Source organism: Bradyrhizobium sp. CCBAU 11386 (genome assembly GCF_028128955.1).
Lineage (GTDB): Bacteria > Pseudomonadota > Alphaproteobacteria > Rhizobiales > Xanthobacteraceae > Bradyrhizobium.
In genome coordinates this window covers 127,128-152,132 of the sequence record NZ_LBKA01000258.1, presented here as the reverse complement: position 1 = coordinate 152,132, position 25,005 = coordinate 127,128, and the positions used below count along the sequence as shown (strand labels likewise).

General features: G+C 65.0%; 29 protein-coding genes. 13 read left to right on the top strand and 16 right to left on the bottom strand.

What is annotated here, in order from left to right; translation table 11 throughout:
- Positions 1-77 precede the first annotated feature (77 nt).
- The 4 genes from XI09_RS40120 to XI09_RS40105 all read right to left on the bottom strand — a co-directional run bounded on the left by XI09_RS40120 (position 78) and on the right by XI09_RS40105 (position 4,846).
- Positions 78-683, bottom strand: coding sequence for a K(+)-transporting ATPase subunit C (locus XI09_RS40120; RefSeq protein WP_271571831.1), 606 nt, complete (start codon positions 681-683; stop codon positions 78-80).
- A 108-nt stretch (positions 684-791) separates the two neighbouring features.
- On the bottom strand, positions 792-2,906 hold the full coding sequence (kdpB, locus tag XI09_RS40115) for a potassium-transporting ATPase subunit KdpB (protein ID WP_271571830.1): 2,115 nt from the start codon (positions 2,904-2,906) through the stop codon (positions 792-794).
- Positions 2,907-2,940: 34 nt separating this feature from the next.
- On the bottom strand, positions 2,941-4,644 hold the full coding sequence (gene kdpA / locus XI09_RS40110) for a potassium-transporting ATPase subunit KdpA (RefSeq protein WP_271571829.1): 1,704 nt from the start codon (positions 4,642-4,644) through the stop codon (positions 2,941-2,943).
- Positions 4,645-4,756: 112 nt separating this feature from the next.
- Positions 4,757-4,846 carry a K(+)-transporting ATPase subunit F gene (locus tag XI09_RS40105; protein WP_091879689.1) on the bottom strand — a complete coding sequence of 30 codons (90 nt, stop codon included), beginning with the start codon at positions 4,844-4,846 and terminating at the stop codon, positions 4,757-4,759.
- A 621-nt stretch (positions 4,847-5,467) separates the two neighbouring features.
- Between XI09_RS40105 and XI09_RS40100 the strand changes: the two genes are divergently transcribed.
- From XI09_RS40100 to XI09_RS40065, 8 genes are all read left to right on the top strand, one after another.
- Positions 5,468-5,935: a hypothetical protein gene (locus XI09_RS40100; protein WP_271571828.1), complete on the top strand. Its 468-nt coding sequence runs from the start codon at positions 5,468-5,470 to the stop codon at positions 5,933-5,935.
- A 40-nt stretch (positions 5,936-5,975) separates the two neighbouring features.
- Positions 5,976-6,236 carry a hypothetical protein gene (locus XI09_RS40095; RefSeq protein ID WP_271571909.1) on the top strand — a complete coding sequence of 87 codons (261 nt, stop codon included), beginning with the start codon at positions 5,976-5,978 and terminating at the stop codon, positions 6,234-6,236.
- Between the two features lie 132 nt (positions 6,237-6,368).
- Entirely contained in the window at positions 6,369-6,521 is a 153-nt protein-coding gene (locus XI09_RS40090; RefSeq protein ID WP_271571915.1) for a hypothetical protein, read from the top strand.
- Positions 6,509-6,802, top strand: a complete 294-nt coding sequence (locus XI09_RS40085) for a dihydrodipicolinate synthase family protein (protein ID WP_271571908.1) — start codon at positions 6,509-6,511, stop codon at positions 6,800-6,802. Before XI09_RS40090 ends, XI09_RS40085 begins: the two co-directional genes overlap by 13 nt.
- A gap of 27 nt (positions 6,803-6,829) precedes the next feature.
- Positions 6,830-7,222, top strand: coding sequence for a hypothetical protein (locus tag XI09_RS40080; protein ID WP_271571827.1), 393 nt, complete (start codon positions 6,830-6,832; stop codon positions 7,220-7,222).
- 112 nt (positions 7,223-7,334) lie between these two features.
- A complete protein-coding gene (locus tag XI09_RS40075; protein WP_271571826.1) occupies positions 7,335-7,523 on the top strand; it encodes a hypothetical protein in 189 nt (62 codons plus the stop codon).
- Between the two features lie 17 nt (positions 7,524-7,540).
- The gene (locus XI09_RS40070; protein WP_271571825.1) at positions 7,541-7,939 is read left to right on the top strand and encodes a hypothetical protein; all 399 of its coding nucleotides are present in this window, start codon (positions 7,541-7,543) and stop codon (positions 7,937-7,939) included.
- A 90-nt stretch (positions 7,940-8,029) separates the two neighbouring features.
- Entirely contained in the window at positions 8,030-8,158 is a 129-nt protein-coding gene (locus XI09_RS40065) for a hypothetical protein (protein ID WP_256374891.1), read from the top strand.
- 2 nt (positions 8,159-8,160) lie between these two features.
- Here the strand turns inward: XI09_RS40065 and XI09_RS40060 are convergent, their stop codons facing one another.
- Positions 8,161-8,742 carry a TetR/AcrR family transcriptional regulator gene (locus XI09_RS40060; protein ID WP_271571824.1) on the bottom strand — a complete coding sequence of 194 codons (582 nt, stop codon included), beginning with the start codon at positions 8,740-8,742 and terminating at the stop codon, positions 8,161-8,163.
- A gap of 85 nt (positions 8,743-8,827) precedes the next feature.
- On the opposite strand from XI09_RS40060, the gene XI09_RS40055 reads away from it, so the two are divergent.
- From XI09_RS40055 to XI09_RS40045, 3 genes are all read left to right on the top strand, one after another.
- Positions 8,828-9,568 carry a crotonase/enoyl-CoA hydratase family protein gene (locus XI09_RS40055; protein ID WP_271571823.1) on the top strand — a complete coding sequence of 247 codons (741 nt, stop codon included), beginning with the start codon at positions 8,828-8,830 and terminating at the stop codon, positions 9,566-9,568.
- Between the two features lie 69 nt (positions 9,569-9,637).
- The gene (upp, locus tag XI09_RS40050; protein ID WP_271571822.1) at positions 9,638-10,273 is read left to right on the top strand and encodes a uracil phosphoribosyltransferase; all 636 of its coding nucleotides are present in this window, start codon (positions 9,638-9,640) and stop codon (positions 10,271-10,273) included.
- 33 nt (positions 10,274-10,306) lie between these two features.
- Positions 10,307-11,881 carry an AMP-binding protein gene (locus tag XI09_RS40045; protein WP_271571821.1) on the top strand — a complete coding sequence of 525 codons (1,575 nt, stop codon included), beginning with the start codon at positions 10,307-10,309 and terminating at the stop codon, positions 11,879-11,881.
- Between the two features lie 7 nt (positions 11,882-11,888).
- Here the strand turns inward: XI09_RS40045 and XI09_RS40040 are convergent, their stop codons facing one another.
- The 9 genes from XI09_RS40040 to fliD form a co-directional block, all read right to left on the bottom strand.
- Positions 11,889-12,800 carry a flagellin gene (locus tag XI09_RS40040; RefSeq protein WP_271571820.1) on the bottom strand — a complete coding sequence of 304 codons (912 nt, stop codon included), beginning with the start codon at positions 12,798-12,800 and terminating at the stop codon, positions 11,889-11,891.
- A gap of 14 nt (positions 12,801-12,814) precedes the next feature.
- Positions 12,815-14,587, bottom strand: coding sequence for a flagellar hook-associated protein FlgK (flgK, locus tag XI09_RS40035; protein ID WP_271571819.1), 1,773 nt, complete (start codon positions 14,585-14,587; stop codon positions 12,815-12,817).
- Positions 14,588-14,605: 18 nt separating this feature from the next.
- Entirely contained in the window at positions 14,606-15,061 is a 456-nt protein-coding gene (locus XI09_RS40030) for a flagellar protein FlgN (RefSeq protein WP_442869656.1), read from the bottom strand.
- Between the two features lie 15 nt (positions 15,062-15,076).
- Positions 15,077-15,337, bottom strand: coding sequence for a hypothetical protein (locus tag XI09_RS40025; RefSeq protein ID WP_271571817.1), 261 nt, complete (start codon positions 15,335-15,337; stop codon positions 15,077-15,079).
- Between the two features lie 3 nt (positions 15,338-15,340).
- Positions 15,341-16,606, bottom strand: a complete 1,266-nt coding sequence (gene flgE / locus XI09_RS40020) for a flagellar hook protein FlgE (RefSeq protein ID WP_271571816.1) — start codon at positions 16,604-16,606, stop codon at positions 15,341-15,343.
- 19 nt (positions 16,607-16,625) lie between these two features.
- Positions 16,626-17,294 (bottom strand): flagellar hook assembly protein FlgD, encoded by a 669-nt coding sequence (locus XI09_RS40015; protein ID WP_271571815.1) that lies wholly within the window; start codon positions 17,292-17,294, stop codon positions 16,626-16,628.
- A 430-nt stretch (positions 17,295-17,724) separates the two neighbouring features.
- Positions 17,725-17,997, bottom strand: coding sequence for a hypothetical protein (locus XI09_RS40010; protein ID WP_271571814.1), 273 nt, complete (start codon positions 17,995-17,997; stop codon positions 17,725-17,727).
- A gap of 165 nt (positions 17,998-18,162) precedes the next feature.
- A complete protein-coding gene (locus XI09_RS40005) occupies positions 18,163-18,591 on the bottom strand; it encodes a flagellar export chaperone FliS (RefSeq protein ID WP_271571813.1) in 429 nt (142 codons plus the stop codon).
- Positions 18,591-20,192, bottom strand: a complete 1,602-nt coding sequence (fliD, locus tag XI09_RS40000; RefSeq protein ID WP_271571907.1) for a flagellar filament capping protein FliD — start codon at positions 20,190-20,192, stop codon at positions 18,591-18,593. Before fliD ends, XI09_RS40005 begins: the two co-directional genes overlap by 1 nt.
- Here fliD and XI09_RS39995 point away from each other — a divergent pair.
- Positions 20,101-20,304 carry a hypothetical protein gene (locus XI09_RS39995; RefSeq protein WP_271571914.1) on the top strand — a complete coding sequence of 68 codons (204 nt, stop codon included), beginning with the start codon at positions 20,101-20,103 and terminating at the stop codon, positions 20,302-20,304. The genes fliD and XI09_RS39995 overlap by 92 nt on opposite strands.
- Before the next feature lie 45 nt (positions 20,305-20,349).
- Here the strand turns inward: XI09_RS39995 and XI09_RS39990 are convergent, their stop codons facing one another.
- Positions 20,350-21,174, bottom strand: a complete 825-nt coding sequence (locus XI09_RS39990) for a flagellin (RefSeq protein ID WP_092184841.1) — start codon at positions 21,172-21,174, stop codon at positions 20,350-20,352.
- A gap of 143 nt (positions 21,175-21,317) precedes the next feature.
- Positions 21,318-22,016: an RNA polymerase sigma factor gene (locus tag XI09_RS39985; RefSeq protein WP_271571812.1), complete on the bottom strand. Its 699-nt coding sequence runs from the start codon at positions 22,014-22,016 to the stop codon at positions 21,318-21,320.
- 513 nt (positions 22,017-22,529) lie between these two features.
- Here XI09_RS39985 and XI09_RS39980 point away from each other — a divergent pair.
- Entirely contained in the window at positions 22,530-24,944 is a 2,415-nt protein-coding gene (locus XI09_RS39980) for a hypothetical protein (protein WP_271571811.1), read from the top strand.
- Positions 24,945-25,005: the final 61 nt, after the last annotated feature.

Below are 25,005 nucleotides of genomic sequence, written 5' to 3'. Positions count from 1 at the left end.
TCTCCCCGCTTGCGGGGAGAGGAAGAAGAAGGCTTCGCCCACAACTATAATCATCCTGATGCCGCGAGCCTAGACCGCTACTTCGCGGCTGAGCGGTCGAGCGCGAGGTTCAACGCCAATACGTTAACGCGCGGTTCGCCAAGCAGGCCGAGCAGACGGCCCTGGACGCTGGAAGCCACAAGCTGCTTCACCGCGTCTTCCGGCAGATTCCGGGCCTTGGCAACGCGCGGCACCTGGAATTGCGCGGCCTCCGGCGAGATATCCGGGTCGAGGCCGCTGGCCGAGGTCGTGACGAGGTCGACCGGCACGGCCGCATTCGGATTCTCGCCCCTGAGCTTGTCCACGTCTTCCTTGAGCCGGTCGGCCAGCGCCTTGCTGGCCGGGCCGAGGTTGGAGCCGCCCGAGTTGGCGGCGTTGTAGGGCGCAGACACCGTCTTGGTCGAATCATTCGGGTCCGGCGCCAGCGTCGCCGAGGGGCGGCCGTGGAAGTACTTGTCCTCCTTGAACTCCTGCCCGATCAGGGCGGAGCCGACCACCTTGCCGTCCTTCTCGATCAGGCTGCCCTGCGCCTGCGCGGGGAAGATCGCGCCGGCAATGGCGGTCATGGCGAGCGGATAGGCCAGACCCGTGATGGCGGTGAGCACCAGCAAGAGGACGATGGCGGGGCGGATTTCTCTGAGCATGTTAAATCTCCAGTTATTTCGTCATTGCGAGCGAAGCGAAGCAATCCAGGGTCTTTCCGCGGAGGCAGTCTGGATTGCTTCGTCGCTTCGCTCCTCGCAATGACGTGGTTAGGCCAGGTGCAAGGCGACGACGACGAGGTCGATCGCCTTGATGCAGATGAACGGAATGACGATGCCGCCAAAGCCGTAGACCAGCAGGTTACGGCGGAGCAGTGCGCCGGCCCCGACCGCGCGGTAGGCGACGCCCTTCAGCGCGAGCGGGATCAGCGCGATGATAACAAGCGCGTTGAAGATGATCGCCGACAGGATGGCGCTCTGCGGGCTCGACAGGTTCATGACGTTGAGCACGTTGAGCTGCGGGTAGAACGCCAAAAACATCGCCGGGATGATCGCAAAGTATTTTGCGACGTCGTTGGCGATCGAGAAGGTCGTCAGTGCGCCGCGCGTCATCAGGAGCTGCTTGCCGATCTCGACAACCTCGATCAGCTTGGTCGGATTGGAGTCGAGGTCGACCATGTTGCCGGCCTCGCGGGCCGCCTGGGTGCCGGTGTTCATGGCGACGCCGACGTCGGCCTGCGCAAGCGCCGGCGCGTCATTGGTGCCGTCGCCGCACATCGCCACCAGCTTGCCCTTGGCCTGCTCGTCACGGATCAGCTTGAGCTTGTCCTCGGGGGTTGCCTGGGCCAGGAAGTCGTCGACGCCGGCCTCCGCCGCGATCGCCGCCGCCGTCATCGGATTGTCGCCGGTGATCATGATGGTGCGGATGCCCATGCGGCGCAGCTCGGCAAAACGCTCGCGGATGCCGCCCTTGACGATGTCCTTGAGCTGGATGACGCCGAGCAGCCTGCCGTCCCTGGCAACCGCAAGCGGAGTACCGCCCGCCTTGGCAATGTCGTCCGCAATGGTCTGGACCTCGCGTCCGAGATCCGACAACGCCGCCGGCTGGATGGCTCGGGCCGTGTTGCCGGAAGCAACCGCCAGCGGCGCACCGCCGCCGACGTAGTTGAGCATGGCATCGACCGCACCCTTGCGCACCGACGAGCCGCCGGCATTGACGCCGCTCATACGGGTCTGCGCCGTGAACGGGATGAAGGTCGCGCCGAGCTCGGCCATGTCGCGGCCGCGAATGCCATACTTCTCCTTCGCCAGCACGACGATGGAACGGCCCTCCGGCGTCTCATCGGCGAGCGAGGCGAGCTGGGCCGCGTCCGCCAGCTCCTGCTCGGTCACGCCGCGCACCGGACGGAACGCGGTCGCCTGGCGATTGCCGAGCGTAATCGTGCCCGTCTTGTCGAGCAGCAGCGTGTCGACGTCGCCGGCCGCCTCGACGGCGCGGCCCGACATCGCCAGCACGTTGAAGCGGACCAGGCGATCCATGCCGGCAATGCCGATCGCCGACAGCAGCGCACCGATCGTGGTCGGGATCAACGTCACGAACAGCGCGACCAGTACGATCACCGAGATCGAGCCGCCGGCATAAGCCGCATAGCTCGGAATGGTGACGGTGGCGAACACGAAGATGATGGTGAGGCCGGCAAGCAGGATGTTGAGCGCGATTTCGTTCGGCGTCTTCTGCCGCTCGGCGCCCTCGACCAGCTTGATCATGCGGTCGATGAAGGTCGAGCCCTGCGCGGCGGTGATGCGGACGCGGATCCAGTCGGACAGCACCTGCGTGCCGCCGGTGACCGCCGAGCGGTCACCGCCGGACTCGCGAATGACGGGCGCGGATTCGCCGGTGATGGCGGCCTCGTTGACGGAGGCAACGCCCTCGATCACCTCGCCGTCGGAGGGAATGGTGTCCCCCGCTTCGACCAGCACGATGTCGCCGACCTTCAGGCTGGTGCCCGGAACCAGCTTGAAGGCCTGGCCGGTGCCGGTGAGCAGCTTGGCCTGGCTCTCGGTACGGGTCTTGCGCAGCGACTCGGCCTGCGCCTTGCCCCGGCCTTCGGCGACCGCTTCGGCGAAGTTCGCGAACAGCACGGTGAACCAGAGCCAGAGGATGATCTGGAAGGTGAAGCCGAGATTCGCGCCACCCGTGACGAGGTCGCGCAGGAAGATCACGGTGGTGAGCGCGGCCACGACCTCGACCACGAACATCACGGGGTTCTTCACCATCAGCCGCGGGTCGAGCTTGGTGAAGGAGGCGCGGATCGCGGGCACCACGATCTTGGGATCGAGCATCGCCGACACGGCAGCACGTTTTTGCAGTTTCATCGTATCCATGGAGGTCACTCCAAACCAATCGGAAGATTGTCGATCAGAAGACTTGGCCGGCGTTCATCGCGAGGTGCTCGACGATGGGGCCGAGGGCGAGGGCTGGGAAGAACGTCAAGCCGCCGATGATCAGGATGACGCCGACGACGAGGCCGACGAACAGCCCGCCCGTAGTCGGGAAAGTGCCCGCCGACGGAGGGATCGATTTCTTGGCTGCCAGCGAGCCCGCGATCGCCATCGCCGGGACGATCATGAAGAAGCGGCCGACGAACATCGCGCTTGCCAGCGTGAGGTTGTAGAAGAAGGTGTTGCCGGTCAGACCCGCGAAGGCGGACCCGTTGTTGCCGGTCGCCGACGTGAAGGCATAGAGCACCTCGGTGAAACCGTGCGGGCCGGCATTCGCCATGGAGGCGACCGCCGCCGGATAGACCACGCCGACCGCGGTCCAGCCGAGGATCATCAGCGGCAACACCAGGATGGCCAGCATCGCCATCTTGACCTCGCGCGCCTCGATCTTCTTGCCGACATATTCCGGCGTGCGGCCGACCATGAGTCCCGCGACGAAGATCGCCAGGATGACGAACAGCAGCATCCCGTACATGCCCGCGCCGACCCCGCCGACGATGATTTCGCCGAGCTCGATGTTGATCAGGGGGATCATGCCACCGAGCGCGGTAAAGCTGTCATGCATGGCATTGACCGCACCGCAGGAGGCGGCTGTCGTGATCACCGCGAACAGCGCGGACGCGACGATGCCGAAGCGGACTTCCTTGCCTTCCATGTTGCCGCCGGTCAGGCCCAGCGCCTGGAGCGTCGAGGTGCCGCTCGCTTCCGCCCAATAAGTGATGGCGACGCCCGCGACGAACAGCACGCCCATCACGGCGAGGATCGCCCAGCCCTGGCGCTGGTTGCCGACCATGCGGCCGAACACGTTGGTGAGCGCGGCCCCGAGCGCGAAGATCGACAGCATCTGCACGAAGTTCGACAGCGCCGTCGGGTTCTCGAAGGGATGCGCGGCGTTGGCGTTGAAGAAGCCGCCGCCATTGGTGCCGAGCATCTTGATCGCGACCTGCGAGGCGACCGGGCCGACCGCGATGGTCTGCTTGGCGCCCTCGAGCGTCGTGGCCTCAATATAGTCGCCGAGCGTCTGCGGGATGCCCTGCCAGACCAGGAACAGCGTGTAGACGACGCAGATCGGCAGCAACACGTAGAGGGTACAGCGCGTCACGTCGACCCAGAAATTGCCGACCGTGCGCACCGAGGCGCGCGAGAAGCCGCGGATCAACGCGACCGCCAGCGCAATGCCGGTTGCCGCCGACAGGAAGTTCTGGTGCGTCAGGCCGAGCATCTGCACGAGATAAGACAGCGTGCTCTCGCCGCCGTAGTTCTGCCAGTTGGTGTTGGTGATGAAGGAGATCGCGGTATTGAAGGAGAGATCCTCGGCGACCGCCGCCTGTCCGGCCGGATTGAAGGGCAGCACGGCCTGGAGCCGCATCACGCCGTAGATGATCAGGAAGCCGCCGACATGGAACAGCAGCATGGCAACCGTGTAGGTCAGCCAATGCTGCTCGCGCCTCTCATCGACGCCGGAGATCCAATAGATCCCGGCTTCGATCGGACGCAGCACCGGTGACAGAAGCGTCCGCTCGCCGTTGAACACGCGCGTCATGTACCAGCCGAGCGGCTTGGTCAGCGCGACGATGATCGCGCAGAAAAGAATGATCTGGAGCCAACCGATCACAGTCATGGCATTAACCCTTCAGGCTTTGTGTCCGGCGCAACAGCGGCAGGAGCAGCGCGAGCAGGCCCGCGACGAGCGCAGCGTCGGCCAGCAGCAATTCGACAAGCAGCAGCACGGGTCAGAACCGCTCGGGCCGCAGCAGCGCGTAGGTGAGATACATCAGCAGGCCGAACGAGACGGCACCGGCGAGCGCATAATCGAAGATCATGGTGTGCTCCGTCACAGCCGTTCGCAGGCGTAGGTGTAGCCGATCGCAAGCGCGAAGAAGCCGAAGCCCAGCGCCAGCATCAGAATGTCCATCATGGGAATTCTCCTCGTTGCGCCCTTGTTTCCGGCGCAACCGCTTCTCAGACCTCCGGCGGGCGCGGGCGAGGAAACACAACGGATTTCCGCGGCGCCAGCCGGAACTTTTGACCGTGCTGAAGTGCCAGCACGGGCATAGGTTTTCGAGATGAGGGCTATGGCGAAGTTATAGGAATCTCATAAAGGGCGAGGAGACTCTGATGACGCGGCGCTCGCGAAGCGATTCTCACCGTCGTCCCGGACAAGCGCGCCCAAAGCGCGCGCCGATCCGGGCCCCATAACCACAGGGAGGAGTTGTCGTGCGGGCAAGTGACCACGAGTCTTCGCCAAACCTCTCCCTGTGGTTATGGGTCCCGGCCTTCGCCGGGACGACGGCGGAGGGGGCGTCACGCATTGCGTCCCCGCCCCCCGCACACTTATGAAATCCCTATATCTCCCGCCCCCTCCTCATCTCGTTTTCAAATGCCGCTTTGGCCATCTTGGAGACGCCGGCCGACTGACCGACGCCAACTCCAGGAGGCCTGACATGACCGCCGCTCTCCGACGCCTCGACCCACCTTCCCTCAGCCAGCGACTTCGCGCGGCACCGGCGATGACACGGCCGCTGATGCACGACGTCATCGATCACGCCTGCCGGCGCATCCCCTCGCTCGGCCAGAACGAACGCACCACGCGCATCATGCGCCTGATCGACGCTGAGGCCTGGGCCGACGCGGCGCTGGCGCTGATCGAGCTCGAGCTGCCGCTATGGCAGGTCCGCCGCATCGCCTATGACGAAGGCGAATGGCATTGTGCGCTCTCGCGCGAGCGTGAGCTGCCGGACTGGCTGGACGCTGCGGTCGAGGCACGCCACGCCGACCTTGCGCTGGCCTTGCTGTCGGCCTTCGTCGAGGTCCGGGCATTGGCCGTGGACGTGTCGCGGCCGAGCGTTCCCTCCGTTCGTCCCGTGCCGGATCCGCTTTACGAGCCGCTCGGCTGCGACAATTCCGGCTAGAGCAGCCTGACGGGTTCACACCTTGTCGCAAGCTCCGGACATGCCGCACAAGCTGAGCCCGGCGCGCGTGATCGCACGCTTCGCCGTCCGCATCGCGCTGCTCGCCGCCTTTGCCGCATTCGGTAGCGTCGGTTTCGGCCCAAGCCTTGCCGTTCTGCTCTGGATGTCGATCATCCTGTGCGCGCTCGCCGGCCTCGTCAGGCGCGAACCGCTATTCGGCGCTACCCTCAATCATTGGGACGAAGCCGCTGCATTCGGTGCGCTGTTCGCGCTGGTCCACATTGCCAATGATGTGACCTGAGCAGTCGGCTTTATGACCTTCCTATGAGATCGCCGCGCACCCGCCCTCGAAATCATATTCGCGAGACGGGATATTGAGCGCGCAGGCAGGGACATGCATCCCGCGCCGGCGTCGTTCAGAAGGAATACAGCCGTGAAACTCGTCGAACCTCCCTCGTGCACCTCCACCTCAACCATCGTCCTCATCGGCCGCAACCACCGGGGACAATGGGTCGCGCAGGAGCAGAACGGCCTCTATGGCGGCCTGTTCGTCAGCCGCGCCCAGGCCGTCAAATATGCGCTGTAATCTCCAACATCGCCCCCGATCTGTGCCGCACGATCTTCTCGCAGGTCAGGCAAGGCCGCTTGCAATCGGCACGTTACCTGCACAGGCGCCTCATCCCGCTCATCACCTGTCTCTCCAAGGACAGCCCGGCGGCGCTCAAGAGCGCGCTGAGCGTGCTGGGCCTGACGTCGCCGGCGACGAGGCTGCCGATCGTGCCGCTGGACGCAGCCGTGCAGCGGGAGGTGGTACGCGCCTTCGCCGCGATCGCCGACGAGGAGCTGATCGACCGCGTCGGCGCCTGACGTCTCGCGCAGTCGTTCGGATCTCGAATGCCGCCATCAGTCGAAGACCATCGGAGGCTTCTCGGCGCCTGGCAGCTGGCGATCCTGCGCTTTGCCGTGACGCTGAGCGACTCCGACAGGCACAATGTCGCCGCACTCGCGGTTGAACTCGATCGTCTCGGCGGCCGACGCAGCGGCGAGGACTCGCTGCACTTCTTCCGGCGCACCAGTTCCCATCTCTGCGCGGCCATCGACGGCCGGCAGCAAGACGCGGAGGCGACTTTGGACTGCTTCTGCAAGCAGATCGACCAACCACGGCTGCGGCTCGCTTTCGCGGCCGCCGTCGGGCTGGCGCGTTCGAAACCTGCGCGATCCAAACCGCAACCGAAACGCGACCAAAACCTCTTCAGAGGACTGCAGGCACGACCGGCGTCTTTATGACATTCCTATGCGGCGGCCTCGGCGATCATCTCGCAATCCTACCCAGCGATGGCCATCATGGAAGACAGATTGGAGCGGCCCCCGCGCCGCACCACAGACAAGGACTTCCAGGATGTCGATGCTGACACATAGCCTTGATCGGCCCTTTGATGGAACCGAACGGCTGCGGATCACGAAGGAGCGCAAGGCCCAGCTCAAGCGCCTGGCGCTCCGTGCACTGGCCGTGCTCTCGATGGGCAGCGTGCTCACTGCGCTCATCGCGCTGAGGACGGCAATCTATGTCTGGCATCTCCACGCCTGACCGGCGGGGCGGACATCATGACTTTGCAGATGTGTAAGGAGGCCGCCATGGCCGCAATCGCCCTTCAAGCCGTCCACCGCCGACCGACATCGGCGGCCGGAAGCGATCCTGTCACGGCGCTCAGGCCACTCGATCCGGACGTCGTCAGCGCCTCGATTCCGGCTTTCTTCATCGGTCGCAACAAGGCCGGGCTCTGGGTCGCGCGCGAGGCACGTGGACGCGTCGGCGGCCTGTTCCTGTTCAAGAGCTTGGCGGTGGATTTCGCCAACCGTCAGAGCGCGCCGGCGCGGTGCGCGCTGGTGTTTCCTGCCGAGACCTTCGAGCTCGACATCGAGAACCGCGGCAATCCCCTGATCGTGCTGGCGGGGGGAGCGAGGCAGCTTCTTGCGCGCGTGACCACGAGGCGGCGGACATGATCGAACTCAAGATCGCGATCCTGGTTGCGTTGATGGGTGCATTGCTGCTCGGCATGCGCATCGGCGCCGCGCCCGCCCCGGACAAGTAGCGTGCAGCTCCTCAAGGGAAATCTCGAGCACGCGGTCACCACGACCATCCTGACCATGACGCTGAGCCTGGTCTGGGGCGCGATCCTGACGATCGTGATCACGCTCGTCGCGCGGGGACTCGGCGTCTAGGCTCACCTCTCCGCTTCCGCCTCGATCAGGCGTGCCAGTTCCGCCGCCGTGACCTCGATCGGCCGGCCGCTGCGTTCGACGCGCGCCTGGATCAGCGCGCCCTGGAGCGCCGAGGTGCAGAGCACGGCAAGTGTCTCCGCCCGCGGCCTGGCAAACCCGTCCGCAATCAGCTTGTCACGAAGCAGCGCGATCCGCGCCGCATAGGCTTTGCGGCCGGCCTCAGATACCGCGCGCTCGCGCGGCGCCAGCTCGAGCAGGACGGTCGTGATCGGGCAGCCGTTGCGAAAGCCGGAGCCCTGCATCCACCCCGCCAGCAGCCGCGCATGGGCGCGCAGGAGTTCGCCGGCCGAGCCGCACTCGTCCGCGAGCTTCGCCACGGTTGCCGCCACGCGATGCCCCGCTTCCTCGACCGCCGCCACCGCGATCGAGGATTTTCCATCTGGAAAGTAGTGATAAAGCGACCCCTTCGGCGCGCCGCTGACGTCCACGATGTCGTTCAGGCCGGTGCGGGCAAAGCCCTGGCGGCGGAACAGCGTCACCGCCGCATTGATGATGGGCTGGCGGTGTTTTGGCACGGCCGGCATGGCGCCGTCCTCCGATCAGAAATTATATTGATTGGTCTACATCAGCCTCCGACAGTCAAGGCGTGACAATGACCGGGAGAGGCAAATGCCAAAGGCAGTGAGCTACGAGTTGAAGGACGGCGTCGCGCGGATCGAGCTCGACGACGGCAAGGTCAACGTGATGTCAGCCGCCATGCTGGGCGAGATCGGAGCCGCCTTCGACCGCGCCGAGACCGAAGCGGGGATCGTGGTGCTGCGCTCGACGCGGCCGGGCATCTTCTCCGCCGGCTTCGACCTGAAGGTGTTCGCCTCGGGCGATGCCGCCGGGAGCCTCGAGATGGTCCGGGCCGGTGCGGAGCTTGCGCTGCGGCTGATGTCGTTTCCGCATCCGACCGTCGGCGTGATGGAGGGCCATGCCTTTCCGATGGGGACGTTCCTGCTGCTCGCCTGCGACGTCAGGCTGGGCGCGCGGGGGCCGCATCGCATGGGCTTGAACGAGGTCGCGATCGGCATTGCGCCGCCGACCTTCGCCATCGAGCTCGCGCGCAGCCGCCTGCATCCGGCCTGGCTCAGCCGCACCACCACGCTGGGCGAAATGTACGAGCCCGAGGAGGCGCTGACGGCGGGTTTTCTCGATCGCGTGGTTGAGCCTGAGGCCATCGACAACGCCCTCGAGGGGATCATCGCGGCATTGCGCGCGATCCACAAGCCGTCGCATGCGACCGCGAAGAAGCGCCTGCGCCAGCCAGCCATGGATGCCATGCGGACGGCCATCGAACGTGAATTGACCATGGCTGCCTACGAGGCGAGCAGCCGTGCCCGCAAGGAGGTCGCGATGCCGGCTTGAGGCCACGTATCACGCGGAAAATACCCGGCCGATCTGGCGCAATTTCACGGAACCGTGTAGAGCGGTTTCATGAGCACAAGCAGCGTCAATGTCGTCGCCCACCCTCTGGTCCAGCACAAGCTCTCCCTGATGCGGGAGAAGGACCGCTCGACCAAGAGCTTTCGCGAGATCCTGAACGAGATCGGGATGCTGCTCGGCTATGAGGTGACGCGCGACCTGCCGCTGGAGCTGGTCGAGATCGAGACGCCGATCGCATCGATGCTGGCGCCGAAGATCGCCGGCAAGAAGCTCACGCTGGCGCCGATCCTGCGCGCCGGCGTCGGCTTCCTCGACGGCATGCTGGCGCTGATGCCCTCGGCGCGCATCGCCCATATCGGGCTCTACCGCGACCCCGAAACATTGCAGGCCGTGGAATATTACTTCAAGGCGCCGCAGGACCTGTCCGACCGCACCGTGATCCTGATGGACCCGATGTTGGCGACCGGCAACTCGGCCTGCGCCGGCGCATCCCTCCTCAAGAACCGCGGCGCCCGCGACATCCGTTTCGTCTGCCTCCTGGCCGCGCCCGAGGGCATCGCGCAGTTCCAGCGCGAGCATCCCGACGTGCCGATCTGGACCGCCGCAATCGACGAGCGGCTCAACGACCATGGCTACATCGTGCCGGGCCTGGGCGATGCCGGCGACCGGATGTTCGGCACCAAGTAGACAGTTTTGCGCGATCGGGTTACTCCGGGCGCCATGAGCTCCAACGAATTTTCGCTGCAATCGCTGATCTGCACCGAGGCCTCCGCCGATCCCGCCTTCGTGTTCGACGGCACGCCGGTCTCGCGCGCGGAATTCTCGGCAAAGATCGAGCAGACCGCGGCCTGGCTTGCTGCGCAGGGTGTCGGCAAGGGCGACGTCGTCGCGGTCTGGCTGGTCAACCGGATCGAATGGGTCGCGCTGCTGTTTGCCGCCGCCCGCCTCGGCGCGATCGTCGCCGCCGTCAATACGCGCTACCGTAGCGCGGAGGTCGCCCATCTGCTCCGCTTGTCCGGTGCCAGGCTGATGGTGGTCGAGGCAGCGTTCCGCACAATCGATTTTAGCGCTATCCTGGCTGATATCGCCAAGGACGAGGTGCCCGCGCTGCGACAGCTTGCGGTGGTCGGCGCGGACGCGATCCCGGCGCACTGGCCCTGTGTGCGGTTCGATGCGTTCGACAAGCCCTATCCGCCGGCCCCGCCCGCGCAGGGTGACGTCGACCTGCCCGTGCTGCTCTACACCACGTCAGGCACGACCAGGGGGCCAAAGCTGGTCGCGCATTCGCAGCGAACGCTGGCCGCGCACGCCGCCTCCGTCGCCACGGCGCTGAAACTCTCGCCGCAACGTCATGCGCTGCTGGCCATGCTGCCGTTCTGCGGCACTTTCGGCATGACGAGCCTGCTCGGCTTCATCGCAGCGGGCGCGACCATCCATGTGCTCGACGCTTTCGAGGCCGCGCCGGCGCTGAAGATCCTCGGCGACCATGAGATCACGCACGCCTTCGGCTCCGACGAGATGTTCCGCCGCATCCTCGCCCTCACCGACCTGGCCCGTCCCTTCCCCCGTGCCGAGGTGTTCGGCTTCGCCGCGTTCCAGCCCGGCTGGCGCGAGCTTGCCGCGGAGGCCGAAGCGCGCGGCATGCCGCTGCACGGCCTCTACGGTTCGAGCGAGGTACAGGCCCTGTTCTCGATCGCCCGCGCCAGCAACGCCTTCACTGACCGGATCGAGGGCGGCGGCTGGCCGATGTCGCCGGAAGCCAAGGTCCGCGTGCGCGACACCGAGACCGGCGAACTCGCGGCCCCCGGCGTTTCCGGCGAGATCGAGATCAGTGCACCGTCACGCTTCCTCGGCTACTTCAATAATCCCGACGCGACGCGCGATGCGATCACCGCGGACGGCTTTTTCCGCACCGGCGATATCGGCCGGCTGCGCGGCGACGGCTCCTTCGTCTACGAGACCCGCGCGGGCGACGCCATGCGGCTCGGCGGCTTCCTTGTCGCGCCCGGCGAGATCGAGGACGAGCTCAAGTCGTGCACAGGTGTTGCCGATGCCCAGGTCGTCGCGGTCAATCTGAAGGGAAACGCCCGCTGCGTCGCCTTCGTGATCCCCGCAGGAGAGCCGCCGCAGCAGGAAGCGCTGATCGCGCGCCTGCGCGAGCGGCTTGCCGGCTATAAGGTCCCGGCGCGGATCTATGTCGTGGAGGCCTTCCCCGTCACCGACAGCGCCAACGGGGTCAAGATCCAGCGCGCCCGGCTTCGGGCCATGGCAATGGAACGCATCGCCGCCGAATGAACCGACCCTATTTCAGATAGCTCGCAAGATTCAGGCTGAGGATCTTGCCGAGCGCCGAATAGGACGCGGTGAGTTGCGACTCGTAGGTCGAGAGCTCCGCCGTAATGGCGGCGACGTCGACGCTGGTGAGGTCGCTCGACAGCGTCTCGGCATAGCTCTTGTAGTCGCTCTGGCGGGCGCTCGCCGTCTCGATCGAGGACGCTGCGCTGGAAAGCTTCGCCTGCACGGCCGCCGTGTCGTCGAGCGCCGCGCTGGCAAGATCGAGCGCGCTGGAGATGTCCGCGGACGACAGCGAGGTGCTGTTGGCCACGAATTTCAGCACGCGCATCACCTCCTCGAACGCTGAATTGTCGGCGGTGACACCATAGGAGACGGTTTCACCGGCGGCGACGCGGACCGAGGCGATCTCGTCGTCGCCCTCGTAGTAGCCGGTGTCCGCCGTGGTGAGGGACCCCGTCCCCGACGAAAAGCTCGTGAGATCGACCGGCGCCGTGTCCGTCTTGCCGCCGGCAAAGACATATTGGCCGTCATACTGCGTGTTCATGATCGACCCCATCTCCTCCAGCATCTGCTGGGCGGAGGTGATCACCGAGTTCGTCTCGGTCGAGCTTCCGGTCGAGGCGGCGCTGAGCTGGAAACGAAGTTGAGTGATGATGTCGGTCATCGAACCGACCGCCGAATACATCACCTGCACCTTGCTGTCGGCGAGCGTCGCGGCATCGATATAGGATTGCGCGCGCGTCACCGAGACCTGGAGGTTGACGACGTGCTGGGCGTCCGAACCGTAGCCGCCGAGATCGCTCGAGACGATGCCCGACGATTCCTGGACCTGTTTCTCGGCCATGACCGCCTGCACGCGCAGCGCGTCGGAGATCATCTTGCTCGACTGCGCGAAGGTCGCGACCCGCATCGCCACCATGCCCTATTGCCCTCCTATGTCGACTGCACGGCGGAGAGCAGCGCCGAATACATCGAGTTGATGGCCTGGATCAGCGCGGAAGCTGCCGAATATTTGTTCTGAAGCGTGCTGAGCTTCGCCGATTCCTCGTCCAGGTTGACGCCCGACTGCGACGACAGCGAGTTCGCATAGGTCGACTGTGCGGTCTCCTTGGCGGTGTAGTTGGTGGAGGCCTGTGACGACTTGCTCGCGACATCGGACACGATGGCCGAGGCGTAATCGGCGAAGGAGCCGGTGGTGGCGGCGAGCCCACCGGTGGAGGAAAATGTCCGGGACTCCGTCAAGGCGTCGTAGAAGGCATTGACGACGGTGGCGGACCCCGACGACAGCACCGTGCTGCCGACCGTCAGGCTCGACGATGAGTCCAGCGTCGCGAGCTGAAGCTCGTTGGTTCCGGACAGGATCTTGCTGTTGACCGCGATATCCGACGCGCTCGTCCCCGTCACCAGATCGTTGAGACCGAAATACTCCGAAAACCCTTCGCCGGAGCTTCCCACCGAGCTGGTCATCTCGTTGATGGCAACGCCGTTGCCGGAGCCGGTCGCCGTGATCGAGAGATGGCCGTCGGAATCGACCGATGCGGAGAGTCCGGAGATGCCGTTGATTGCGGTGACGAGATCGCCGACCGTGGAATAGGACGAGAGGTCGAGATCGCCGTAGGAGACCAGATTGCCGCTCTGGTCGGTGGCGGCGATGCGCACCGTGCCGGTGGCGGAGAGCGCCGTGCTGCTGGTGACGGCAGTCGTACCGGTCAGGCTCGTTGGCGCCGGCACCGAAGAGGCGCTGTTCGAGACGCTGTTCATCGCCGAGGCGAGCTGCTGTGCGAGCTGGTCGAGCTGGGACTGCGCCGCCGGCAGGGTCTTGTCACGCAGCGTGACGAGCGCGCCGATGTCGCCGCCTGATATCTGGGAGGTGATATCGACGCCGTTTACCGTGATCGCGCTGAAGCCGCTCGACGACGAGCCGGCGGTGTAGGTCGTCGACGCCGTCACCTTGGCCGCGGCGGTATAGCTGATCGTGTGGGCGGAACTGTCGACCAGCGCCTGGCCTGTGGTATAGATCTGGAGATCGCCGTTCGACGCCGTGAAATAGCTGATGTTCATCTTGGAGGCGACGTCCTGGAGCGCGGTGTTGCGCTGGTCCTCCAGGTCGGCGGTCGACTGGCCGGCCGCCGCCGTCTGCTTGATCGCGGCGTTGAGATCCGCGATCTGCTCCAGATCCGCATTCACGTCGTCGATCGAGGACGAGATGTCCTGGTCGGCGTCGCTGCGGAGCTTCTGGATGCCGCTCGATGTCTCCCGCAACTGGCTCGCGACGTCGTCGAGCGCGCTGACGACGTTGGATTGCAGCGATGCGCTGCTCGGCGTGCTCGCCAGCGACGACAGTGCCGATTCCAGCGAGGCGATGCTGTTCGCGAGCGAGGTTCCTGTTGAGCTGCCGTCGCTGCTGCTGGTCGTGCCGTAGAGCTTTTCAAGCGAGGTCAGATAGGTGTTGGTCGTATCGGCCGATCCGAGGTCGGAGGTCGCCCCGACCAGCGACTTCAACAGCAGCTTGTCGACGCTCGAGCTGATGCCGGTCACGGTGACGCCGGTGCCGACACCGTTGGTGACGCTGCTCGACTGGTTCGCGGTCTTCGCCGTGTAGCCCGTCGTGTCGGCGTTCGAGATGTTCGACGACGTCACGCTGATCTGCACCGACGTGGCCGACAGCCCGCTGAAGGCGATCGATCGTGCGATATTGAGTGACACGGCGGGACCCTCGAATCGTCAGGCGCTGCGGCTGGTGCCGCTGGAGACGGGGCGCGCGGCGACCCGGCCGGAGGCGCCGTAGGGCGACACCGCCGCGATCTGCTCGCGGATCGCCTGCATGACGGCCTCGATCCGGCGGTTGCTGGCCTCGATCGCCGCGCGCAGGCGCACCAGATTTTCGTCCATCGCCGCGCGCAGCTTCAGGATCCGCTCCATGAGCTGCTCGCGCAGGATCCGGTCCGGTACGTTCAGGCTGGTCGCGCCCCCCGCGCACTCGGCAACTGTCCGTTCGAACATCTCCGCCAGACGATTCTTCTCGTCGACCTGCTTCAGGCGCGAGGCCGGCAGGCCCTTGGCGAGCTCCACATTCTCCTCGGCGACCAGCGCGGTCAGGACGTCGATGAGCGCGATCAGCGACTTGATCCGCGTGTCGCCATTTGCGGCGCTCGTCCTCGTGGCTTGGGCTACAGTCATGGTCATCGCCTTCTTCTAGTTATGCCGTTTGCCGCGGCTCGCCTGCGCGTTGCGCAGGTAAGCGGCGATCGCAGTCGTCCTGACGGTTGCCTGCCTCATTTCGCCCTCGACCTCCGCGCATTCCCGCAACAGGCCGAGGCGGGCCGTCTCGACGTCATCGATCAGTGCGAGCAATTGCTTGCGGTCGCGGCCCTTGAGGGTCGCGGCCCGCGCCACCAGCCGTCGCAGCCGACGCAGCAGCGCCTCTCCGACAGCCTTGGACTCTTCACTGCGCACCACTCACCTCATCGCCGAGATCAGGGTGTCGTACATCTTGTTGACGGTCGAGATGACCTGGGACGCAGCCGAATAGGCCTGCTGCGCCGAGATCATGCTCGAGAACTGGCTGGAGGTGTCGGTGGTCGAGGATTCCAGCTCGCTGCCGTAGATCGTGCCCGCGCCGTTCTCGCCGGAGGCCTGCAGCGCGGCGTTGCCCGACGTCACGGTCGCCGAATAGATCCCGTCGCTGGAGGCGGCGAGCCCGTTGGGATCGGCGAAGGTCGCCACCGCGATTTTGTAGATCGCGATGGTCTGACCGTTGGAATAGGTCGCGTCGACCACGCCGTCGTCGCCGATCGAGATGCTGGACAGCTTGCCGTAGGACAAACCATCCGAGTCGATGCTGGTGACGTTGACCGACGGCGTGGTCTCGCCGGACGCGTATTGCGTCAGACCGTCGGTCTTGCCGGCGGTGCCGAGATCCATGGTGATGGTGCTGTCGGCCGCACCGTCGGTCCAGCCGATGATCGAGACCGTTGCCGGGTCCGGGTTGGTGCTGGCCAGCGAGCCGTCGCTGTTGAAGGTGATGTCGATCGTGCCTGAGGCCGTACCCGTCGCGGTCGTCGTGTCCGAGGCCGAGGTCGGGTTGGCGAAGCTCGCGCTCCAGGTGTTGGTGCCGGTCTTGGACCAGGTGATCTGCATCGAATTCGCGGCGCCAAGCGAATCGTAGACGGTCATCGAGCTGGTATAGGTGTCGCCGGTCGCGGCGTCCGACGGCAGATTGGCGGCGACCGTGGTCTTGGTCGTGGCGCTGCCGCTGGTCGAGGCAACCTGGGTGTTGATGGCCTCGAGATTGCTCGCGGATTCGTTGCCGACAACTTTGCCGTCCGCGTCGGTGCGCCAGCCCTCGAGATAATAGCCGTTGTTCTGGAGATAGCCGGCATTGTCGGTGGTGAAGGCGCCGTTCCGGGTGTAGGCGGTGGTGCCGCCCGACTTGGCGTCGGTCACAACGAAGAAGCCGGAGCCCTGGATCGCGACGTCGGTGGCGTTGGAGGTCGCAGCCAGCAGGCCCTGCTGGGTGATGTTGGCGCGGCCCGAGACGGTGACGCCGCCCGAGGCATAAGAGGTCGTGTTGCTCGACGCCGTCACGAGCGCGTCGAACATCCCGGACGTCGTCTTGTAGGCGGTCGTGTCGGAATTGGCGATGTTGTCGCTGATCATCGACAGGGACTGGCTCTGCGCACTGAGCGCCGAGATCGCCGAGGATAATGCACCGCTGAGACTCATGATGAAACTCCGGAAGAAATCAGGATGTGACGCCGATGATGTTGGCGGCGCTGACGGAAATGCCGTTCACGGTAAGCGAGGGTGTCGAGGTCGAGGTGTCGATGCCGGTCACCGTGCCGGTGACGGTCGTGTAGTTGAGGACCGAATTGCCGATGGAATTCGTCGCGGTCACCGAGATCGTGTACTGACCGCCGTCGGAGAGCTGGTTTCCGCTGGAGTCCTTGCCGTCCCAGGTGAAGCTGTTCGATCCGGCATTGCCGGTCCCGGTGCCGGTCCACACTGTGTTGCCCGAGGAGTCCTGAATGCTGATCGAGACGTCGGAGGCGGCCGAGGACAGCGAGTAGCCGAAGGTCGCCGAGCCGTTGCTCAGTGTCGAGGTGTCCGTCTTCGCCTCGACGGTGTGGCCGATGTAGTTCACGGAATTCAGCGTCACGAGGCTGGAGAACGAGCTCGCAAGCGAATTGAGATTGGAGTTGATCGACTGCTGGGAGGTGAAATTCGCGTAGGAGGTGAGCTGATTGACGAGGTCGGTGGTCGAGGTCGCATCCAGCGGATTCTGGTTCTGGAGCTCGCTGACGAGCAGGCTCAGGAAATCGCTGGATGTCAGCGTCGAATTGGACGACGTGCTCGACGACGACGATGTCGTCGTGGTGGCGGTCGACGCAGAACTCGTTGCGGAAACGGTCATCAGAAACTCCGGCTTCCCCGCGCCGCCGGCGACGAGATGTCGGTCGGCGGCGCTTGAAATCTGTGTGCTGATGAAACGGGTGGGCGCGCGGATTCAGGCGGGGATTCACGCGCGCGAAAACGGCTTTCGACACGGCAAGATCTGCCGTGCGCGCTCTAGGTGATGCGATGGTCTCGAGTTGATCTGCTGCGGTGATCGAGCCCCGCTCCGAGACGTCGTCATGCCCGGGCTTGCCGTCTTCGCTAGAGCTTCGCCGGCCCACTACCGAGTAGCCCGGCGAAGCCTTTTGCCGAAGCCGGGTCCCGGGCATCCACGTTCTTTGTAGCGCGAAGCAAGACGTGGATGGCCGGGACAAGCCCGGCCATGACGATGTGGAAGCTTCATCGCCCCAAGCGCGATCGGAATATGCGAGGGTTGAAAAGGAAGCCCTTCAGCTCTCCGCCGTCTCGCCTTCCGTGCGCGGCTCGGCGGTGTCGCCTTTCATTTTCGCAGCGGCGGCGGCGATGCGGTCGGCGAGGCCTTTGGGAGCACGGACCGGGGGCGCGGCGAGCGCCTGGCGCAAGATGCGCGCCTCTTCCAGCAGGGCTTGCGCGGCCGACGAGTGCGCCAGCAGCTCCTCGGCGGGCACGCGCCGATCGTCGGGCCAGAGGGAGAGATCCTCGCCCAGCCGGTCGATCAGTTCCTCAAACTCGGTGACGTCCATCGCCCGCCGGTCTCGCCTCGGTCAGGCCGTCATAAAGCATTGCGGGCGACGCGGAAACTGGATTTCAGCGGCTTCGGGCGCCAAAAGCGCCCGCAGCACTACGGAAATCGGCCAAGACGACGGCGCCGCAACGCCCCTCCCCGCATTGCGGAGGAACAGGCCGCTTCAGCCCGTGCGGGCCGAATCGGCCGGCCCGGCCTTGCTGCTCCGCAACGTGGCATCGACGGACTCCCAGGCCTCCCGCAGCTCGGTCAGCCCGGCGATGATCCGCCGAAAACTCTCGCGGGCATGCGGCCGGCCGTAAGCCTTGAGGCTCGCCAGGATCAAAGCGTTGTAGGTCTGGAACATCTGTTCCGCCACCGCCCCGCCCCTGGTGAAATCGAGATTGTGGCTCAGCCCGCGCAGGATCGCGGTCGCCTTCATCAGGTGCTCGTGCCCCTCCTCGAAGCGCCGTCCCTCCTGGGCGTTCAGCGACTTCTGGAGGAAGGTGATCGTGCCGCCAAGCAGCATCGAGACCGCCTTGAGCGGCGGCACGCGCGTTGCCGTTCCCCGATAGGCCTGGTTGGCCATGTACGCCATCGGATTGTTCATCATCAGTCACTCGAGCTGGAATTGAGCAGGGCCTTGAGATAATCGAGCGTGCTGTTGGCGCTCTCGATCGCCGCCTGGTATTTCGCGTATTGCGTCTCGAGCTGCGACTGCAGCGTCGACGCCGCGCTGTTGATGTCATCCACCCTCTGCTGGAGCTCGTCGTCGCGGTTCGTCAGACTGGTAATCTGCGTTTGCAGTGCGCCGGTCGACGACGAGTAGTCCTTCGCGATCTGATAGAGCTGGGTTGCAATGCCCGAGGTCGACGTCACCGTGATCGATTGCGAGGTCGAGCCGCTATAGGTGAAGGCCATGCCGGCATAGATCGAGCCGGAAGCGCCGATGATCGTGGTGCCGCTGATCGTGAACAGCGACGAGTCGCCGCCGACCGACGCCGAGGTGAGGTTGCCGTCGGAATCGACCGCCAGATCCAGGGTGAAGGATTGCGGCAACGTTCCGGTATTGACGACGCTGAGCTGGCTCGACGACGTCGTGGTCTGCGCCGACAACAGCTTGGTGACGCCGCTCAGATTCGTGCTCAGGATGTCCGACAGCGTGCTGGTATCCAGCTCAAGTTCATTGCTTTCGTTGAAGGACAGGCCGAGATCGGCCATGGTCATGCCGCCCACGGTCGTGTTCAGGGCATTCTGGAGCGCATCCATGATGTTGCGCATGGTTCCGTCGCCGAACAGCACCGCGCTCGAGTCCGCGGTGCCGTCGGTCGTGGTCGCTTGCTGGGCGATCACCTCGTCGCGGAAGGCGTTGTAGTTGGTGACGAACGTCTCCAGCGTCGATTCGATCTGGCTGGTGTCGGTCTCGATACTGATATTCAGCGTCGCTCCGTCCGGCGTCTCCTGGAGCAGGCTGAAGGTGACCCCGCTCAGGATGTCCGAGATGTCGTTGGTGTCGCGGGTCATCGCGATGCCGTCGAGCGTGAATTCGGCGGCCTGCGCCTCCTGGAGCACGTCGGTGAAGCTCCCCGAACTGTCGGTCACGCCGAGCTTGTTCAGGATATCGTCGCCGGACGTGCTCGAATAAGTGATGTCGGCGGCATCCTCCGTGCCCGTCAGCACCATCTGGAACGAAGTGCTGGAGACCTGCACGATCGAGGCCTGGACGTTGGTCGTCGAGGTCTGGGCATTGATGGCATCGACGACGTCCTGAAGCGACATCGTGCTGGTGATGGTGATATCGGACGTGGTGCCGCCCTCCAGACCGATGGAAAACGTGCCGGAGTATCCGAGCTCGTCAGTCTGGCTCGATTGCGAGGTGCCGGAAACCTTTTGCGCGGCGGCGAGCTGACTGATCGTCAGCGTGTGGTCGCCGGTCGCGGCCCCGCTCTTGAGCGTCATGGAGAGCGCCGACGAGGCGCTCACGTCGCCGGTGGAACTGATGCTCGCCGCACGCGTCGCAAATGCGCTGGTGGACAGCGAGTTGACCACCGCGGTCGAAAGCGACGCCAACGCCGAATACAGCGTCTTCAGATCGCTCTGCAGCGTTTGATAGGCCGAGATCTTGGCCTCATTGTTCGTAATCGTGGTCGAGATCGTGTCCGCCTGCGCGGTCTTCGCGTCGACGGCGGATTGGATCAGCGCCGTCCAGTCGATGCTGCTCGAATTGGTGGTTCCACTCGTCGTGACCGACACGCCCGAGGAGCTCGTCGTACTTGTGCTGCTGGTGCTCGAACTGACGCTGGTCACTTTGCTCGGCCGTCCCTGACAGAGAGGGCCGGGCCGGCATCATGCCGGCCCGGTCAGTTGATCATCAGCCCAGCAGCTTGAGCAGGTACTGCGGCATCTGGTTGGCGGCGGCAAGCGCCGACACGGCAGCTTGGGTCTTCACCTCGGCCGAAGACAGCTTGGACTGCTCGGCGGCGATATCCACGTCCTTGATCGCGGAGTTTGCCGACTGGAGATTTTGCGTCTGGGTCGAGATCGAATCCGACGAGAAGTTGAACCGCGATTCCTGGGCGCCGATCGAGGCGCGCGCGGCGGAGACCGTGTCGATCGCGGTATCGAGGGCGTCGAGCGCCGATGTCGCACCGGACTGGGTGCTGACGTCGAGCGAGGTGACGGCGAGCGAGGACGCCGTCAGGCTGGTCAGCGTGATGGTGATCGTGTCGGAGCCGTCCGAGCCGACCAGCACGGACACGCCGGACGAGAACACGCTGGATCCGTCGAGCAGGCTCTGGCTGGAGTAGCGGGTGCCGGTCGCGATCGAGTCGATTTCGGAGTTGAGCTGCGAGAATTCCGACTGGATATAGGCGCGGCTGGAGTCGGTCGTGGTGCCCGAAGCGGATTCGGAGGCCAGCGACTTCATGCGCGCGAGAATGTCGGAGATGTTCGAGGCGCCGCCGTCGGCGGTCTGGAGGATCGCGGTGGCCTGCGAGGCGTTGGTCGCAGCCTGCTGGAGCGTGGTGACGTCCGAGGAAATGCGCGTCGAGATCGCAAGACCCGCGGCGTCGTCGGATGCCGAGGTGATGCGCGAGCCGCTCGACAGCTTCGAGAGCGAGCTGCTCTCCTGCGCGGAGTTGATGTTGAGATAGCGGACCGCCGCGTTGGCAGCGCTATTGGTATTGATTGCAGGCATTGGAAGCTCCTGTGCTGATGGGCAAGCGTGCCGCATCGTGGAAATCGACTTACGACGACGCGGACCGCAGCCCCGTCCGTTCGCTCAAACGGCGGAGCGCAGGCAGATCAGGCGCGAAAATTTTCGTGAGGCGATTTTTATGGTTAGCAGTCGGTAAACGCGGTGCGGATGTCGCGCTCGTGCTTGCGCAGGAGCTGGCGAAGCTGCTGGCGGCCGCGCTTGAGCAGCGACTCCACCGCGGCCACCGTGGTGTCCATCACCTGGGCGATCTCGCCGTTGCTCATGTTCTCGTGGTACGACAGGATCACCGCGATGCGCTGCTGCTCGGGCAGGCGCTGCATCGCGAGCTCCAGCATGCCGTTCAGCTCGTTGCGCTCGATGATTTCGACGGCGCCAGGCTGACCGTCGGCGACTTCCGGCACCGTCTCGACATTCTCGTTGCGCGGCTTGCGGCGCAGGTCGATGCAGCGGTTGGAGATGACGCGATAGAGCCAGGTCGAGAATTTGGCGCGGCCGTGCTGCCAGCGCCCGCGATGGCTCCAGATCTTGAGCATGGTGTCCTGCACCACGTCCTCGGCGTCCGCGGCGTTGCCGACGATGCGCAGCGCGATCGCGTAGGCGCGATCGATGTGACGCTCGACCAGCATGCGGAACGCGACTTCGTCGCCGGTCGCGAGCCTGTCCAGGAGTTCGCTGTCCTCGTCGAAGACGACATCGGCGGTATCAGGGGTGCTGTCCGGCGCGAGCGGCACCGACGGCATCACCGGCACGATTGCATCGACTGGCGCCGTCGTCGTGATCTCGGCCTCGGCGGGAGCCCAGACATCAGCAGCGTAACTCATCCCGCAACCTCCAACCCGCAATGCCGGCGGCGCACATGCCACACGGCTTCCAGGCGTTGAACGCGGGGCGAAAACAATCCAGGCGGAGAATTTTTGTTATTTTTCAAGATGTTAGCCGGTATCTTTTGCCGAGTATCGGGCAATAATTGCCGACTGCGCGCAACACGCGCGCGTCAAGCCTGCAATCATCACATCGTCTCGCGCCATGACGGATCATCCATCCTGAACAGATGTCGCTGAGAGAAAACGCTGACATTACGCGGCACTAGGTGACCAAACGCGACACGCGCGCAGCGCATCAAGAAGCGATTGTTTCCGAGTGTGAATGAACGCGAGACGACTTCCGCACTCGGCAATTTTTTCCGAATCACCTTTTTCGAACCTAACGATTTTTTTGAATCTGTCAGTCGCGACGAGTGCGATTTTGAATCGCGCATGAACTTTTTTCGCACGTGTGGCGCCTGACCTCGCGCGTACGCACGTTAATCGCTCTGATTGGCGGGGAATCTTGGCATGACGATCGCAACGGCCGGCGCAGAGCGCCGCGCGCAAATTGTTTCTGCCTGGTCGTTCGATGTTTTCGATACATTTCTGCTCCGAGCCTGCACGACGCCAGATGGCGTATTTGAAAGGACTTACGAGCTATCGGGCATTTCAAGAACTTGTCCGAATGTTTCTGCGAGTTTCGTTCAGCATCGCATTCAGGCCGAAGCGCGAGCGCGCAGGACCGCGAAGGACAAGCGCGGCACGAGCGAAGTTCACATCGACGAGGTCTATTCCTATTTTCCGTTCAACCTGTTCGGTCTCACGCGCCGCGATCTGAGTCTCCTGGTCGAATCAGAGTTCGCCGCGGAGATCGAGCTCTGCCGCGCCAATCCAGACATGTTTCGGCAATATATGGACATGAACCGCGCCGGCCACCGCGTCGGATTCATCTCCGACACCTATTGGGATTCCGACCGGCTGGCACGACTGCTGCGGGCCTGCCGCCCCGGACTGACCTGGGACTTTCTCTACGCCTCCTGCGACCACGGCAGCGGCAAGAGCGAGGCGCTGTTCGCAAAATACCTCGCTGACGAGGGCATCGATCCCAGCGCCTCCTTTCACGTCGGCGACAATGACAAGGCCGACATCAAGGGGGCCAAGCGCCACGGCATTCGCCCACGTTACTATCCGCAGGCCACGGCCCAGCTCGCCTCGAAATTTCGGCGCGAGACCGCGCTGTTCGAGCTGCTGTGCCAGGGCGCGCCGTCGCGGCTCGACCACGGCGCGCGCACCTTGCGGCGCATGGTCGCCGCGCGCAGCGCCGAGAGGTCGCCGGCCTTCCACCTGGGTGTCACGGTGCTCGGGCCGGTGCTGACGGCATTCGACGCCTTCGTCGCAAGGCGGTGCGAAGAGGTCGCAGGTCCCGGCAGGAAGGTTGCTCTCGGCTTCCTCGGCCGCGACGGCTTCCTGTCGCACCGGATCTGCCAGGACCTGCACGGTATGTCGTCGGCCTATGTCGAGATCAACCGCCGCGTCAGCCTGATCGCCTCGGCCGACACGATCCAGCCGCTCGTCGATCTCCTCAGCAAGGTCTTCAAGATCGACGCACCGACCTTCCGCGACATGGTGAAGATCATGCCGCCGAAGGTCGCGGCGTTCTTTGCCGGCTGTCGCGGCGGTATCGCCTCCGGCGAAGAGCTCGCAGAAGCGCTTCCCGGACTGATGGATCCGGCTGAAATCGTCGCGCTCGCCGCAGGCCTGCGGGCCCGGCTGCTCGTCTATCTCCGCCACGCCATCCCCGGCTTCGACGACTGTACCGACCTCGTGCTGGCCGATCTCGGCTATTCCGGCAGCGTGCAGAAGGCGCTGCGACGAGTCTTCGACCTGGAAGGCATCGATATCCGCCTCCACGGCGCCTATCTGATGTCGCTCGACGACGCCTTCGACGATCTCGCCGAGCAGGACAGCGCGAAGGGTTTTGTCTCCGACCTCGTGGTCACGCCGCATGTCAAGCGCATGCTGATCCGCAACGTGGCATTGCTGGAGCAGGCCTGCTGCTCCTCCGATGGCTCGGTGCGCGATTACGACGGCCGCGCAGTGCTGCGCGAGGTCAATCCGCGTCCCGCGGAGCAAATGGCGCTTGCCGCGGAGATCCAGGCCGGCGCGCTTGCCTTCGCGCAGAGCGCGGACGACGTCGCGCGCGACTATGGCCTCGATCCCTATGCCGCGCCCGAGGTCGCGGCGCGCTGGTGTGCAGCGACGCTGGCGCGGCTACTGCTGCTGCCCGACGATGACGAGCTGGCGCTGCTCGGCACGTTGAAGCACGACGTCAATCTCGGTACCGACGCGCTCGCGCCGCTGCTCGACGAACGGTTCGTGCGCGACCAGATCACCGCCCGCGGCCTCTCAGCCGCCTGCACCGCGGCCGCACCGCCGATGTGGCTCGCCGGCAGCTTTGCCGGCCTGTCACCCTCCTACGGCTATCTCTATGTCCTGTTCGGCGCCAACCGCTTGCCTGCCGACGTCTTTGAGGAACGGCCCTGTCGCCCGGTTCAGGTCGGCCTGTTCCGCGCGGGCGGCGATGCGGCGCTGGAGAGCGTGACCGTCCATCGCACCGGGCTCGGCGAGCTGCGCCTGCGCATTCCGCTGTCGCGCACCATGGGCATCGCCATGATCGCGCTGCCGCTGGCGAAATTCGCGCCCGAGGGCCTTCTTCACGGCGTCACTATGCAGCAGGGGGACGACGTACGCGATGCCGCCGAGAGCCAGGACGTCGTCGGCATCGCGGCCGAAAGGCTGGTCTATGCCGGGATACGGCAGAGCGGCGACCACTATTGCGCCGAGAGCGACGATGGCTGCCTGCTGATCCAGGTCGCCCCGATGACAGACGATGTCGCGGTCTACTCCGTCGCAATCACGCCGCTCGGCGCCGGCCCCAAATAGTGCGCCTGATCGCGCCGCTCGGGACGTTGAAGTCCAGGGGCTGGTGACGTGAGGGGCACGG

What these genes read in the sequence shown, in the direction of transcription:
- XI09_RS40045 (WP_271571821.1), top strand. Translation starts at nt 10,307, where the DNA reads ATGAGCTCCAACGAATTTTCGCTGCAATCGCTGATCTGCACCGAGGCC.
- XI09_RS40060 (WP_271571824.1), bottom strand. Translation starts at nt 8,742, where the DNA reads ATGCCGGCCGTGCCAAAACACCGCCAGCCCATCATCAATGCGGCGGTG.
- XI09_RS40055 (WP_271571823.1), top strand. Translation starts at nt 8,828, where the DNA reads ATGCCAAAGGCAGTGAGCTACGAGTTGAAGGACGGCGTCGCGCGGATC.
- upp (WP_271571822.1), top strand. Translation starts at nt 9,638, where the DNA reads ATGAGCACAAGCAGCGTCAATGTCGTCGCCCACCCTCTGGTCCAGCAC.
- XI09_RS40105 (WP_091879689.1), bottom strand. Translation starts at nt 4,846, where the DNA reads ATGATCTTCGATTATGCGCTCGCCGGTGCCGTCTCGTTCGGCCTGCTG.
- kdpA (WP_271571829.1), bottom strand. Translation starts at nt 4,644, where the DNA reads ATGACTGTGATCGGTTGGCTCCAGATCATTCTTTTCTGCGCGATCATC.
- XI09_RS40095 (WP_271571909.1), top strand. Translation starts at nt 5,976, where the DNA reads ATGCCGCACAAGCTGAGCCCGGCGCGCGTGATCGCACGCTTCGCCGTC.
- XI09_RS39980 (WP_271571811.1), top strand. Translation starts at nt 22,530, where the DNA reads ATGACGATCGCAACGGCCGGCGCAGAGCGCCGCGCGCAAATTGTTTCT.
- XI09_RS40015 (WP_271571815.1), bottom strand. Translation starts at nt 17,294, where the DNA reads ATGACCGTTTCCGCAACGAGTTCTGCGTCGACCGCCACCACGACGACA.
- XI09_RS40030 (WP_442869656.1), bottom strand. Translation starts at nt 15,061, where the DNA reads ATGACTGTAGCCCAAGCCACGAGGACGAGCGCCGCAAATGGCGACACG.
- XI09_RS40100 (WP_271571828.1), top strand. Translation starts at nt 5,468, where the DNA reads ATGACCGCCGCTCTCCGACGCCTCGACCCACCTTCCCTCAGCCAGCGA.
- XI09_RS39985 (WP_271571812.1), bottom strand. Translation starts at nt 22,016, where the DNA reads ATGAGTTACGCTGCTGATGTCTGGGCTCCCGCCGAGGCCGAGATCACG.
- XI09_RS40080 (WP_271571827.1), top strand. Translation starts at nt 6,830, where the DNA reads ATGCCGCCATCAGTCGAAGACCATCGGAGGCTTCTCGGCGCCTGGCAG.
- XI09_RS39990 (WP_092184841.1), bottom strand. Translation starts at nt 21,174, where the DNA reads ATGCCTGCAATCAATACCAATAGCGCTGCCAACGCGGCGGTCCGCTAT.
- XI09_RS40040 (WP_271571820.1), bottom strand. Translation starts at nt 12,800, where the DNA reads ATGGTGGCGATGCGGGTCGCGACCTTCGCGCAGTCGAGCAAGATGATC.
- XI09_RS40120 (WP_271571831.1), bottom strand. Translation starts at nt 683, where the DNA reads ATGCTCAGAGAAATCCGCCCCGCCATCGTCCTCTTGCTGGTGCTCACC.
- XI09_RS40010 (WP_271571814.1), bottom strand. Translation starts at nt 17,997, where the DNA reads ATGGACGTCACCGAGTTTGAGGAACTGATCGACCGGCTGGGCGAGGAT.
- XI09_RS40070 (WP_271571825.1), top strand. Translation starts at nt 7,541, where the DNA reads ATGACTTTGCAGATGTGTAAGGAGGCCGCCATGGCCGCAATCGCCCTT.
- XI09_RS40005 (WP_271571813.1), bottom strand. Translation starts at nt 18,591, where the DNA reads ATGATGAACAATCCGATGGCGTACATGGCCAACCAGGCCTATCGGGGA.
- XI09_RS40075 (WP_271571826.1), top strand. Translation starts at nt 7,335, where the DNA reads ATGTCGATGCTGACACATAGCCTTGATCGGCCCTTTGATGGAACCGAA.
- kdpB (WP_271571830.1), bottom strand. Translation starts at nt 2,906, where the DNA reads ATGGATACGATGAAACTGCAAAAACGTGCTGCCGTGTCGGCGATGCTC.
- flgE (WP_271571816.1), bottom strand. Translation starts at nt 16,606, where the DNA reads ATGAGTCTCAGCGGTGCATTATCCTCGGCGATCTCGGCGCTCAGTGCG.